This window comes from Streptacidiphilus sp. BW17, from assembly GCF_041262485.1.
Taxonomy (GTDB): Bacteria; Actinomycetota; Actinomycetes; order Streptomycetales; family Streptomycetaceae; genus Streptacidiphilus.
The window spans coordinates 15,469-27,605 of the sequence record NZ_JBGCCR010000007.1 but is presented as its reverse complement, the minus strand read 5'-3'; the positions used below and the strand labels follow the sequence as shown (position 1 = coordinate 27,605).

Sequence of the window (12,137 nt, the reverse complement as noted above, 5' to 3'; positions counted from 1 at the left end):
TGCGCTAATGTATGACCCGCAGCAAGCGCAGCGGCCGGTCTCCGGGAGCGGCGCGGGCGCGACGAACGATCCCCCATAGCTCAATTGGCAGAGCAGCCGACTGTTAATCGGCAGGTTATTGGTTCGAGTCCAATTGGGGGAGCGCAACCACAGCGGTTTCCGCGGTGGTGCCGCGTTCAGCGGCATTGCATGGCAGTCCCCCATAGCTCAATTGGCAGAGCAGCCGACTGTTAATCGGCAGGTTATTGGTTCGAGTCCAATTGGGGGAGCCTCTCCTCTTCGACCGGCGCTCTGCCGGTTCGTCTCGCCGCGCGGAGCGCGGCGGTTGCTCGGACCATGGTCGGCATGGACCAATCTTCAGACCCCCTGTCGGGGGACATCCTCCCCGGGCCTTTGCAGCAGCTGGCCCGCATCGCGTGGCAGGCCGTGATGGTGCTGGGCGTGCTGACGCTGGCGCTGGGCATCGTCGTACTGGTCTGGCCCAAGGAGTCGCTGAGGGTCGTCGGCGTGATCTTCGGGCTCTATCTGCTGCTGGCCGGTGTGCTCCAGCTGATCGCGGCGTTCGGCACGCACGTCTCGACGGCACTGCGGGTGATGGCCTTCGTCAGCGGCGCGCTATCGATTCTGCTGGGACTCTTCTGTTTCCGCGGCGCGCTGGAGTCGATCCTGCTGCTGGCGCTCTGGATCGGCATCGGCTGGCTGTTCCGGGGGATCACCCACATCATGGCGGCGGCCTCCGACCCGTCCATGCCGGCCCGGGGCTGGCAGATCTTCATGGGCGTGCTGACCACGCTCGGCGGTGTGGTGGTGCTGGTCGCGCCGTTCGGGTCGATCGCGGTGCTGACCGCCTTCGCCGGAGCCTGGCTGCTGGTCATGGGTGTGATGGAGATCGTCACCGGCTTCCAGGTGCGCAGCAGGGCCAAGTCGATCCCGCACGGCGTGTGAGGCAGCACGGCATGTGAGGCGGCGGGGCTTGTGTGAGGCGGCAGCTGAGGCAGCGTCACCATCCCGGTACCGGGTGGGATCAGTACCCGGATAACCCCTGGGGGCCGCAGCTCCGGCGGCCTACTGTCGAACCATGGTCACCAAGCAACGCATCGACATCCCGGTCCCCGACGGTCCGCCGATGGGCGGTTACCTGGCCCGCCCGGACGGGCAGGGCGACCACCCCGGCGTCGTCGTCGCGATGGAGCTGTTCGGGGTGGACGCCCATGTCCGGGACGTCTGCGACGAGCTCGCGGCGCGTGGGTTCACCGCGCTGGCCCCGGACTTCTACCACCGGATCGAGCCCGGCGTGGAGTGCCCGCGCGACGAGGCCGGCCGGGCCCACGGGTTCGAGCTGCTGCCGCAGCTGACCCGCGACGGCGTGCTGACGGACGCCGGAGCGGCGCTGGACCACCTCCGTGCGCTCGGCGCGGAGCCGGTCGGCATGGTCGGGCTGAGCCTCGGCGGTCACCTCGCCTACCTCGCGGCGACCGGGCACGACATCCCGGTCACCGTGGTCTTCTACGGCGGCTGGCTGACCGGTACGGAGATCGCGGTGAGCCGGCCCGAGCCGACGCTCGCGCTGACGCCGAAGATCGCCGGTCGTCTGGTCTACATCGTCGGCGAGAACGACCACGTGGTCACCCCCGCGCACCGCGAGGAGATCGCTGCGGCGCTGGCCGGGGCTGGGGACCGTCACCGGTTCGTCGTCCAGCCGGGAGAGGGCCACAGCTTCCTCGGCAGTTCGCCGGAGGCGGCGGAGCAGGCGCTGGGGCTCGTCGAGTCGCTGTTCCGTCAGGAGCTCGACTCCTGACGGCGTGAAGGACGGCGGAGTGACAGGACGGCGGAGTAACAGGACGAATGGCAGGTACGCGCCCGTTCGGGTGAAAAAAGGCTCCCCGGTGCATGCACCGGGGAGCCTTTTCGCTAACGTACTGCCAGGTCAGCGCTTGCGCCTGACAGCGCTTCTCCTGGAGAAGCTGAAGAAGTGGGGCCGGTGGGACTCGAACCCACGACCAAGGGATTATGAGTCCCCTGCTCTAACCGGCTGAGCTACAGCCCCATCACCGCATCCGTGCCGCTGCCGTATGCCACCCTCGTGTGTGACTGTCGTACATCAGCACGAGCGGCCCTGTATTTGGGCCGCTCGCCGCAGCATAGCTGGTGAGACGCTGCCCGTGCGCGCGGGGTTCCATCCTTCAGGAGTGGGATCAGTCCTGACGCTGTGCCCCGGCCAGCATCCGCTGCAGCAGATCCCGGAGCTGGAGTCGCTCCTCGGGCGTGAGTGCGGCCAGCGGCTCGCGGGCGAAGTTGAGCGAGGCGCGGAGCTCGGCCGCGGCGGCGGCGCCGGGCTCGGTCACGGCGACGCGCTTGACCCGGCGGTCCTCCGGATCTGCCTGCCGCGCGACCAGTCCGCGGGCCTCCAGCCGGTCGACGATGCCGGTGATGTTGGACGGCTCGCAGCTGAGCGTCTGCGCGATCTGCCGCATCGGCATCGGCCCCCGGCGCAGCAGGGCCAGCACCTTGGCCTGGGCGCCCGTGAGCGAACGCGCGGAGGCGGCCTCCTCGTACTCCTTGTGGAAGACGCCCACCAGGGCGGCCATCAGGTCGACGACCTCGGGGGTCAGCGGGTCGGCCGGGATGCTCTCGTGGGGGTGCATGCCTCCAGGTTACCTGAAGGGTCTGAATATTTGACTTCCTTAACCTTTTGACCAAGCATTGCTTGAGATGGTCAATATTTCAGCTGTTCCAGCCGGTCCAGCTGTCCCCGCCGATGTGAAAGGCGTATCCATGGCCGAGCAGACCTTTCCCGCCGTCGCCCGCGAGTGGCAGCTGGCCGCCCGCCCCAAGGGCTGGCCGACGCCCGCCGACTTCGCCCTGGTGGAGGCCCCGGTCACCGCCCCCGCACCCGGCCGGATCCTGGTTCGCAACGAGTACCTCTCCGTCGACCCCTATATGCGCGGCCGGATGAACGACGTGAAGTCCTACGCCCCGCCGTTCCAGCTGGGCAAGGCCATGGACGGCGGCGCCGTCGGCCGGGTGGTGGCCTCGGCGGCCGAGGGCTTCGAAGTCGGCGACGCCGTCCTGCACGGCCTCGGCTGGCGAGAGTACGCCGACGTCCCGGCCGAGCACGCGGTCAAGGTCGACTCCAAGGCCGCGCCGATCGAGTCCTACCTCGGTGTGCTGGGCATGCCGGGCCTGACGGCCTACGCGGGACTGCTGCGGGTCGGCCACTTCAAGGAGGGCGACGCGGTCTTCGTCTCCGGCGCGGCCGGCGCGGTCGGCAGCATCGTCGGCCAGGTGGCGCGGCTCCGTGGCGCCTCGCGTGTGGTCGGCAGCGCGGGCTCGGACGAGAAGGTGCGCCGCCTCGTCGAGGACTTCGGCTTCGACGCCGCCTTCAACTACAAGAACGGCCCGGTTGCCGAGCAGCTGGCGGAGGTCGCTCCGGAGGGCATCGACGTCTACTTCGACAACGTCGGCGGCGAGCACCTGGAGGCCGCGATCGGCGCGCTCCACGTCCACGGCCGGGCCGTGCTGTGCGGGGCGATCGCGCAGTACAACGACACCACTCCGCCGGCGGCGCCGCGCAACCTCGTGCAGACGATCGGCAAGCGGCTGAGCCTCACCGGCATGCTGGTCGGCGACCACGCCGACCTCCAGCCCGAGTTCGTCGCCGAGGTCGGTGGCTGGCTCCGTGAGGGCCGCCTGCGCTTCGACGAGACGGTGGTCGAGGGCTTCGACCACGCGGTGGACGCGTTCCTCGGCCTGCTGCGCGGGGAGAACACCGGGAAGATGTTGGTGCGCATCTGACGTTCCCAGAGTGAGCGTGACGAGATCATCTGATGATCCGTCACCCTCCGTGCGACCACTCGGGCGGGATACGCGTGCCGTCCGGGTGGTTCCGCTGGACTGCGGCCCGCAGGGCATGCTTCGGCGGTACCGTCTCTATCTGGTCCCGTGTTTGCAGCCACCCGATATCTGGGTACTCGTCAGGCCAGAAACGGATCAAGCGGAACAACCGGACATTCCGGCAGGACGTGGCACGAGACCGCTGGGGAAGGCGCCCCTCGCACCACATTGGAGGTCCGGTGACGACACGTGGAGTTCTCTATCTGCACTCCGCGCCGCGCGCACTCTGCCCGCACGTCGAGTGGGCCGTGGCGGGTGTGCTCGGGCAGCGGGTGGGGTTGGACTGGATCAGGCAGCCCGCCGCGCCCGGTACCTGGCGTGCCGAGTTCTCCTGGCAGGGCGAGCCCGACACCGCCTCCCGGCTGGCGTCCGCGCTGCGCGGCTGGCACCTGCTGCGGTTCGAGGTGACCGCCGAGCCGATCACGGGGGCCGAGGGTGAACGGTTCAGCAGCACGCCGGACCTGGGCATCTTCCATGCCGTCATCGGCGTGCACGGCGACATCATGATCCCCGAGGACCGGCTCCGCGCCGCGCTGCTGCGGGCCCGGCTGGGGGAGAGCGAGCTGGAGCCGGAGATCTCCCGGCTGCTGGGCAGGCCCTGGGACGACGAGCTGGAACCGTTCCGTCATGCGGGTGAGGGCGCCCCGGTGCGCTGGCTGCACCAGGTGGTGTGAAGCTGACGGCGTGGAGCTGACGTGGTGAAGCTGACGGTCTGACAGGTGTCGCGCTACGGGCGTAGCGTCGCCGTGTCCGAAAAATCCAGCCGGTCGGGGGCCCCCGGGTGGGGGGAGTGCGACCGTCGGGCTGCGCCGTGCAACTGCGCGTGATCCCACGCGCGTCATGGTCGGTCGAATGTCTGGGTATGCCCTGGATGTCGCAGGCCCTTGGCGCGGGCTGACCTCGAAACTGTCCGGAATCCGGTCCGTCGTGCGCTTTTGTCGGACGGTCAGTCCACCATTCGTCGGCCGGTCGCCGAATCCTCATCTGCACCCCCTTGTCGTGGTGTCATTCCGCGAATCTCCCCTGCCTGGACTCTTGCGTCCCAAAACGCGGCCCGTGTAGACAACCTCACGGAGTCGTGTCGAACATGTGCGCCTCCATCGATTCCTCTGACGGACCTTCACCCTGGAGTCGTCATCACCCAGAACCAGAGCTCCCGTGCCAGCCGCGCCCGGATAGCCACCATCGCAGCCGCCTCCCTGGCGCTGGCCTCCGGCTCGCTGGCTCTGGCCGCGCCGTCGCAGGCTCAGGCGCCGCGCCCGGCCGCCAAGGCCATCGCCGGCAGCCACCCGCAGTGGGCCACCGGCAAGGCCGACCGCGGCGCCGAAGCGGCGTCCGCCCAGTTCACCGGCACGGTCTACCTGCAGGGCCAGGACCCGGCCGGAGCGGCCGCCTACGCCGCGGCCGTGTCCAACCAGAACGACCCGAACTACCGTCACTTCCTCAGCCCGGACGCGTTCCGTGCCCGCTTCGGCGTCACCGACGCCCAGCTGGGCGCGGTCCAGTCGTGGCTGAAGGGGTCGGGGCTGACCGTGCTGAGCACCACCCAGCACGAGGTCACCTTCCGCGGTGACAACGCCGCCGTCACCAAGGCGTTCGGCACCTCCGTGCACAGCTACGCCGTCGCCGGACAGAGCGTCCACGCGCCGGCGGCCGGGCTGACCGTCCCGGCAGCGGTGGCGAACACGGTCCTCGGTGTCGCCGGGCTCAGCTCCGAGCTGGGCACGGTCGCCAAGCCGCAGTCGGTCAAGGTCAGCGACTCGGTCGCGGGCACCGGCAGCAAGCCGGGCGACGGTCTGCCGACCGTCTCGACCTGCTCCGACTACTGGGGCCAGAAGACGGCCACCGGTGCTCCGGCCGGCTACGTCAAGGGCGCGGTCCCGTTCGACCAGTGCTCCTTCCAGCCGAGCCAGCTGCGCAAGGCCTACGGCATCACCGCCTCCGGCCTGACCGGCAAGGGCGCCACCGTGGCCATCGTCGACGCCTACGCGTCCTCGACGATGCTGCAGGACGCGAACACCTTCTCGGCCGCGCACGGCGACAAGCCGTTCAAGTCCGGCCAGTACACCGAGGTGGTCACCCCCTCGCAGTGGAACTCGCAGGCCGCCTGCGGCGGTCCGGCCGGATGGCAGGGCGAGGAGTCGCTGGACGTCGAGATGGTCCACGGCCTGGCCCCCGACGCCAAGGTCGTCTACGTCGGCGCGAACTCCTGCAACGACAACGACCTGATCGCGGCTCTGAGCAACATCGTCGACAACCACCTGGCGGATGTCGTCTCCAACTCCTGGAGCGAGATCATGCACACCACCGACCAGGGCGACATGACGCAGGCCACCATCCAGGCCTACGAGCAGGTCTTCGAGCAGGGCGCGATCGAGGGCATGGGCTTTGACTTCTCCGCGGGCGACTGCGGCGACCAGTCGCCCACCGCCGCCGCGACCGGGGTCAACTGCCAGACCGACACGCCTCGTGCGCAGGTCGGCTTCCCGTCCTCGGACCCGTGGGTCACCGACGTCGGCGGCACCGCCCTCGGCCTGGCCAGCAAGAGCGGCAAGTACGGCTTCGAGACCTCGATGGGCACCCTGCGCTCGGCGCTCTCGGCCGACGGCACCTCGTGGACGCCGCTCCCGGGCGCGTTCTACTTCGGCGGTGGCGGCGGCACCAGCGAGGACTTCGCCCAGCCGTGGTACCAGCGCGGCACCGTCCCCAACTCGCTGTCGCACACGCTGATGACCGGCGCCCACAGCGCCACCGCGCAGCGCGTCACCCCGGACGTCGCCATGAACGGTGACCTGTACACCTCCGTCCTGGTCGGCATGACCTCCGGCGGAACGTACAGCGAGGGCGGCTACGGCGGCACCAGCGTCTCGGCGCCGGAGTTCTCCGCGGTCCAGGCGGACGCGATCCAGGCCCAGGGCGGCGCGATCGGCTTCGCCAACCCGGAGATCTACGCCCGGTCGAGCATGGGCCTCTTCCGTGACGTGGTGAACCGCGCGGCCGCGGAGCACAAGGCTCCGCTGAGCAACGTGGTCGACTTCGGCATGATCGGCGGCTCGCTGAAGGTCCGTCTGGTCGCCTTCGGTGAGGACACCAGCCTGCAGGCCACCCGCGGCTACGACGACGCCACCGGCGTCGGCTCGCCGACCCAGGCCTACCTGGACTCGTTCCTCTGGGGCCGGATGCGCTGACGCATCAACACAGCTGATGTATGAACACAGCTGACGTGTGAACACGGCTGAGGGGCGTGGGGACCTGGTCCCCACGCCCCTCAGTGCGTGCCTGTGGAACGTCAGATCGTGCGGAAGGCCAGCACCACGTTGTGGCCGCCGAAGCCGAACGAGTTGTTCAGCGCGGCGATCCGGCCCTCGGGCAGGGCGCGGGCCTCGGTGACGATGTCGGCGTCGATCTCCGGGTCCAGGTCGTCGACGTTGATGGTCGGCGGGGCCGTGCGGTGGTACAGCGCCAGGACGGTGGCGACGGTCTCGATACCGCCCGCGCCGCCCAGCAGGTGACCGGTCATCGACTTGGTCGCCGAGATGGCGATGTGGTCCAGGTGGTCGCCCAGGACCCGGCGCAGCGCCTTGACCTCCGCGGTGTCGCCCTGCGGGGTGGACGTCGCGTGGGCGTTGACGTGGACGATCTCGGCCGGGTCGAGTTCGTTCTGCTCCAGCAGGTGGCCGATGGCACGGGCCACGCCCGCGCCCGTCGGCTCCGGCTGGGCGATGTGGTGGGCGTCGGAGGAGAGGCCCTGGCCGATCGCCTCGCAGTAGACCCGGGCACCGCGCTTGGCGGCGTGCTCGGCGGACTCCAGCACCACGATGCCGGCGCCCTCGCCGAGGACGAAGCCGTCACGGGCCTTGTCGTAGGGGCGGGAGGCCTGCTGCGGGTGGTCGTTGTTCTTGGACATCGCCATCATGTTGGCGAAGGCGACGATCGGCAGCGGGTGGATCGCGGCCTCGGTGCCGCCGGCGATGACGACGTCGGCACGGCCGGTGCGGATCATCTCGATCGCGTAGCCGATGGCCTCGGCGCCGGAGGCGCAGGCGCTGACGGGGGTGTGCACGCCCGCGCGGGCGCCGACCTCGAGGCCGACGTTGGCGGCGGGGCTGTTCGGCATCAGCATCGGCACGGTGTGCGGGGAGACGCGGCGGACGCCCTTCTCCTTGAGCACGTCGTACTGGTCGAGCAGGGTGGTCACGCCGCCGATGCCGGACGCGACGACCGCACCCAGACGCTCGGGGTCGATCGGCGAACCCTCCTCGACGGCCGAGGTGGTGAAGCCGGCGTCGGCCCAGGCCTCGCGTGCGGCGATGATGGCGAACTGCGCCGAGCGGTCCAGCTTGCGGGCCAGCGGGCGGGGCAGGACCTCGCCGGGGTCGACGGCGGTGCGGGCGGCGATGCGGACCGGAAGGTCGGCGGCCCACTCGTCCTCGATGAGCGAGACACCGGAACGGCCCGCCACGAGGCCCTCCCAGGTGGACGCGGCGTCGGCGCCGAGCGGCGTGAAGGCGCCGATCCCGGTGACGACCACGGTGCGGCTGTCGGTGGTCACTGCTCTGTCTCCTGGAAGGGGAAGTCCGGTGGTTCAAGACCGGGTGGTTCAGACCCCGGGATGCTGGGCCCGGGAAAGGCGAAGGGTGCCGCCGCCAGCGGCGGCACCCCCCAAGTGAGCGGGAATGCTCAGGAGTTGGCGTTGGCGATGATGTAGTTCACCGCGTCGCCGACCGTCTTCAGGTTCTTGACCTCGTCGTCCGGGATCTTGACGTCGAAGCGCTCCTCGGCGGCGACGACGACCTCGACCATGGAGAGCGAGTCGACGTCCAGGTCGTCGGTGAACGACTTGTCCAACTGCACGTCCTCGGCCGGGATCCCGGCGATCTCGTTGACGATCTCTGCGAGACCGGAGAGGACCTCGTCCTGCGTGGCCATGATGGCTCCTTCGTGATGGTGTTTCTGGAGGTGGTGCTTACGGGAGAGTAACGACTGCGGCCGCGTAGACGAGACCCGCCCCGAACCCGATGATCAGGGCCAGGTCACCGCTCTTGGCTTCGCCGGACTGGAGCATGCGCTCCATGGCCAGCGGGATCGAGGCAGCCGAGGTGTTGCCGGTCTCCGCGATGTCGCGGGCCACCGGAACCGACTCGGGCAGCTTCAGGGCCTTGATCATCGCATCGATGATCCGCATGTTGGCCTGGTGGGGGATGAACGCGCCGAGCTGGTCTGCGGTGATCCCCGCGGCGTCCAGGGCCTGCTGGGCGGCCTTGGCCATGTCCCAGACGGCCCAGCGGAAGACCGTCTGGCCCTCCATGCGCAGGGCCGGCCACTTGGTCTCCTCGCCGGCGCCGTTGACCGCGTCGGGCTTGCCGAAGGCGGTGTCCCAGGCGGCGGTCTGGCTGATCACGTCGGCCTGCGAACCGTCCGAGCCCCAGACCACCTTGCCGATGCCGGGGATGTCGGACGGGCCGACCACGACCGCGCCCGCGCCGTCGCCGAAGATGAAGGCGGTGGAGCGGTCGTGGATGTCGGTGAGGTCGGAGAGGCGCTCGACGCCGATCACGACCACGTACTCTGCGTTGCCGCCGCGCACCAGGCCGTCGGCCAGCGAGAGGCCGTAGCCGAAGCCGGCGCAGGCGGCCGAGATGTCGAAGGCGGGCGTGGTGCCGCAGCCCAGCCGGTCGGCGATCTCGGTGGCGATGGCCGGGGTCTGCTTGAGGTGCGAGACGGTGGCGACGATGACGCTGCCGACCTGGTCCGGGCTGATCCCGGCCATGGCGATCGCCTTGCTGGCGGCCTGGACCGACATCTCGGCGACGGACTCCTCCGGACCGGCCCAGCGGCGCTCGGTGATGCCGCTGCGGGTGCGGATCCACTCGTCCGAGGACTCGATCCAGTTCAGGACCTCGGAGTTGGGGATCACCCGGGTCGGGCGGTAGCCGCCGACGCCGTGGATGCGGGAGTACTGCGCGCCGGTCACCGGCTTGATCTGCGCTGTCATGCGTTCTGCTCCCCGGCCCCGTGCTCGGCCACGAGCGCGAGGGCCTTGTCGAGGTCGGCTGGGGTCTTCAGGGCCAGCGTCGCGACACCCTTGACGTTGCGCTTGACCAGGTTGGTGAGGGTTCCGGCGGGGGAGAGCTCGATCACCGCGGTCGCGCCGAGCTGCGCCAGGGTCTCCATGCACAGGTCCCAGCGGACCGGGTTGGAGACCTGGGAGACCAGGCGGGAGAGCACCTCGGCGCCGGAGCTGACGACCTCGCCGTCCCGGTTGGAGACGTAGGTGATCGTCGGGTCGGCCGCGGTCAGGGTCGGCGCGAGCTTCTCCAGCCGCACCACGCCCGGGGCCATGTGGTCGGTGTGGAAGGCGCCGGCGACCTTGAGCGGGATCAGCCGGGCCTTGGCCGGCGCGTCGTCCTTGAGGGCCGCCAGCTGCTCCAGCGTGCCCGCGGCGACGATCTGGCCGCCGCCGTTGTTGTTGGCCGCGGTGACGCCGTGGGCGGCCAGCTTCGCGGCCACCTCCTCCGGGTCGCCGCCGAGGACCGCGGTCATCCCGGTCGCGGTCGCGGCGGCTGCCTCGGCCATGCCCAGGCTGCGCTCGCGGACGAAGGCCAGGCCGTCCTCCGCGCTCAGCACGTCGGCGGCGACGGCGGCGGTGATCTCACCCACGCTGTGCCCGGCGACGGCGCCGACCCGACGGGAGAGGTTCTCGTGGTCCCCGCCGAACAGCGCGGCACAGGTCACCAGGCCCGCGGCGACCAGCAGCGGCTGGGCGACGGCGGTGTCCTTGATCTCCTCCTCGGACGCCTCGGTCCCGGCGCGCACCAGGTCCAGGCCGGCGACCTCCGACCAACGGCCGAGCCGGTCGGCGACGCCGGGTACCTCCAGCCAGGGGGCGAGGAATCCTGGCGACTGGGCGCCTTGTCCGGGAGCAACGAGTACGAGCACGTCATCAACCTTCTCTTGTCCGGCCGGTGCTACGCGGGTGAGGACCGCGACGAAGAACCACCCACCGAGTTGTGGATTCCCTACAGCCGTGCATCATCCCAGGTCATGACTGTTGGAGTCGGCCCAGGGCAAGGGCGATCCGCAGGGTGAACGCGGAGCGCACGTCGGAGGGCGCGTAGCCCGTGACGTCGGTCACACGGCGTAGGCGGTAGCGAACCGTGTTGGGGTGCACGAACAGCATTCTGGCCGCGCCCTCCAGCGAGGACGCCTGCTCAAGATAGACGGAGAGGGTGTCCAGCAGTGCCGAACCGGCCTCGTCCAGTGGGGCGTAGATCTCCTCCACCAGCTGGCGGCGGGCCTGCTGGTCCCCGGCCAGGGCGCGCTCGGGCAGCAGGTCGTCGGCCTGCACCGGACGCGGCGCGTCGGGCCAGGCCGAGCAGGCACGCAGTCCCGCCGCGGCGGCCTGGGCGGAGCGGGTGGCGGAGAGCAGGTCGGAGACGGTCGGGCCGATCACCACCGGGCCGTCCGCGAACTGCCCGATCAGCGAGCGCGCGGCGACCACCGGGTCCCACAGCCGGTCGCCGCTGCGCGGCTTCTTCTCGCCGACCACCACGACCAGCCGCGCCCCCAGTACGCCGGTCAGCACGTGCAGCTTGGCGTGCCGGGCGGCCCGGCGGATGGCCTCGACCACCAGCTCGCTGTCTCCGGCGGGGGCGCTGCCCATGACCACCATGACCCGGTCCGGGGCGCCCCAGCCCAGCGCGGCGGCGCGGGAGAGCACCCCCTCGTCGGCGTCGCCGGACAGGAGCGAGTTGACGACCAGGGCCTCCAGCCGCGCGTCCCAGGCGCCGCGCGCCTCGGCGGCCTGGGCGTAGACCTGGGCGGTGGCGAAGGCGATCTCGCGGGCGTAGACCAGCACCGCCTCGCGTAGCGCGTCCTCCGCGCCGGGGGCGGCGACCTCGTCGATGGCCTCCTCGACCACCTCGATGGTGGTCCGGATCATCTCCACGGTCTGACGCAGCGTCACCGCACGGGTCAGCTCGCGGGGCGCGGTGCCGAACACGTCGGTGCTGATCGCCTGCGGCGCGTCGGGGTGGCGGAACCACTCGGTGAACGCGGCGATACCGGCCTGGGCGACCAGCCCGATCCACGAGCGGTGCTCGGGGGGCATGTTCCGGTACCAGGAGAGGTTGTCGTCCATCCGCGCGATGGCGGCGGTGGCCATCTTCCCGGCGGCACGCTCCAGGTTGCGCAGCGTCGCGGCGTGCATGTCGTGCGTCGCGGCCACGGTGCGGCGCTCGAAG

General features: G+C 70.5%; 11 protein-coding genes and 3 tRNA genes. 7 read left to right on the top strand and 7 right to left on the bottom strand.

Annotated features, from left to right (window positions below; genetic code table 11):
• Positions 1-69 precede the first annotated feature (69 nt).
• The 4 genes from ABH940_RS10795 (at position 70) to ABH940_RS10780 (ending at position 1,798) form a co-directional block, all read left to right on the top strand.
• Positions 70-142: transfer RNA gene (locus ABH940_RS10795), tRNA-Asn, on the top strand.
• A 54-nt stretch (positions 143-196) separates the two neighbouring features.
• Positions 197-269: transfer RNA gene (locus ABH940_RS10790), tRNA-Asn, on the top strand.
• Between the two features lie 76 nt (positions 270-345).
• Positions 346-945, top strand: coding sequence for an HdeD family acid-resistance protein (locus tag ABH940_RS10785; RefSeq protein WP_370063534.1), 600 nt, complete (start codon positions 346-348; stop codon positions 943-945).
• Between the two features lie 133 nt (positions 946-1,078).
• On the top strand, positions 1,079-1,798 hold the full coding sequence (locus ABH940_RS10780) for a dienelactone hydrolase family protein (RefSeq protein WP_370063536.1): 720 nt from the start codon (positions 1,079-1,081) through the stop codon (positions 1,796-1,798).
• Positions 1,799-1,973: 175 nt separating this feature from the next.
• Here ABH940_RS10780 and ABH940_RS10775 read toward each other — a convergent pair.
• Both ABH940_RS10775 and ABH940_RS10770 read right to left on the bottom strand, forming a co-directional pair.
• Positions 1,974-2,047, bottom strand: a tRNA-Ile gene (locus tag ABH940_RS10775).
• A gap of 148 nt (positions 2,048-2,195) precedes the next feature.
• The gene (locus ABH940_RS10770; RefSeq protein WP_370063538.1) at positions 2,196-2,645 is read right to left on the bottom strand and encodes a MarR family winged helix-turn-helix transcriptional regulator; all 450 of its coding nucleotides are present in this window, start codon (positions 2,643-2,645) and stop codon (positions 2,196-2,198) included.
• Between the two features lie 130 nt (positions 2,646-2,775).
• Between ABH940_RS10770 and ABH940_RS10765 the strand changes: the two genes are divergently transcribed.
• The 3 genes from ABH940_RS10765 to ABH940_RS10755 all read left to right on the top strand — a co-directional run bounded on the left by ABH940_RS10765 (position 2,776) and on the right by ABH940_RS10755 (position 7,082).
• On the top strand, positions 2,776-3,795 hold the full coding sequence (locus ABH940_RS10765) for an NADP-dependent oxidoreductase (RefSeq protein ID WP_370063540.1): 1,020 nt from the start codon (positions 2,776-2,778) through the stop codon (positions 3,793-3,795).
• Positions 3,796-4,073: 278 nt separating this feature from the next.
• Positions 4,074-4,568, top strand: a complete 495-nt coding sequence (locus tag ABH940_RS10760; protein ID WP_370063542.1) for a DUF3145 domain-containing protein — start codon at positions 4,074-4,076, stop codon at positions 4,566-4,568.
• A 210-nt stretch (positions 4,569-4,778) separates the two neighbouring features.
• Positions 4,779-7,082, top strand: a complete 2,304-nt coding sequence (locus ABH940_RS10755; RefSeq protein ID WP_370105127.1) for a protease pro-enzyme activation domain-containing protein — start codon at positions 4,779-4,781, stop codon at positions 7,080-7,082.
• 101 nt (positions 7,083-7,183) lie between these two features.
• On the opposite strand, the gene fabF is transcribed toward ABH940_RS10755, so the two are convergent.
• The 5 genes from fabF to ABH940_RS10730 all read right to left on the bottom strand — a co-directional run bounded on the left by fabF (position 7,184) and on the right by ABH940_RS10730 (position 12,103).
• Positions 7,184-8,446 (bottom strand): beta-ketoacyl-ACP synthase II, encoded by a 1,263-nt coding sequence (gene fabF / locus ABH940_RS10750; protein WP_370063546.1) that lies wholly within the window; start codon positions 8,444-8,446, stop codon positions 7,184-7,186.
• 128 nt (positions 8,447-8,574) lie between these two features.
• Entirely contained in the window at positions 8,575-8,823 is a 249-nt protein-coding gene (locus ABH940_RS10745) for an acyl carrier protein (protein WP_370063548.1), read from the bottom strand.
• A 37-nt stretch (positions 8,824-8,860) separates the two neighbouring features.
• On the bottom strand, positions 8,861-9,889 hold the full coding sequence (locus tag ABH940_RS10740) for a beta-ketoacyl-ACP synthase III (RefSeq protein ID WP_370063550.1): 1,029 nt from the start codon (positions 9,887-9,889) through the stop codon (positions 8,861-8,863).
• On the bottom strand, positions 9,886-10,833 hold the full coding sequence (locus tag ABH940_RS10735; RefSeq protein ID WP_370063552.1) for an ACP S-malonyltransferase: 948 nt from the start codon (positions 10,831-10,833) through the stop codon (positions 9,886-9,888). Before ABH940_RS10735 ends, ABH940_RS10740 begins: the two co-directional genes overlap by 4 nt.
• 103 nt (positions 10,834-10,936) lie before the next feature.
• A complete protein-coding gene (locus ABH940_RS10730; RefSeq protein ID WP_370105207.1) occupies positions 10,937-12,103 on the bottom strand; it encodes a PucR family transcriptional regulator in 1,167 nt (388 codons plus the stop codon).
• Positions 12,104-12,137: the final 34 nt, after the last annotated feature.

Excerpts from the sequence above, each read along its gene's own strand:
- ABH940_RS10785 (WP_370063534.1), top strand. The coding sequence starts at position 346 with ATGGACCAATCTTCAGACCCCCTGTCGGGGGACATCCTCCCCGGGCCT.
- ABH940_RS10780 (WP_370063536.1), top strand. The coding sequence starts at position 1,079 with ATGGTCACCAAGCAACGCATCGACATCCCGGTCCCCGACGGTCCGCCG.
- ABH940_RS10770 (WP_370063538.1), bottom strand. The coding sequence starts at position 2,645 with ATGCACCCCCACGAGAGCATCCCGGCCGACCCGCTGACCCCCGAGGTC.
- ABH940_RS10765 (WP_370063540.1), top strand. The coding sequence starts at position 2,776 with ATGGCCGAGCAGACCTTTCCCGCCGTCGCCCGCGAGTGGCAGCTGGCC.
- ABH940_RS10745 (WP_370063548.1), bottom strand. The coding sequence starts at position 8,823 with ATGGCCACGCAGGACGAGGTCCTCTCCGGTCTCGCAGAGATCGTCAAC.
- ABH940_RS10740 (WP_370063550.1), bottom strand. The coding sequence starts at position 9,889 with ATGACAGCGCAGATCAAGCCGGTGACCGGCGCGCAGTACTCCCGCATC.
- ABH940_RS10730 (WP_370105207.1), bottom strand. The coding sequence starts at position 12,103 with ATGCACGCCGCGACGCTGCGCAACCTGGAGCGTGCCGCCGGGAAGATG.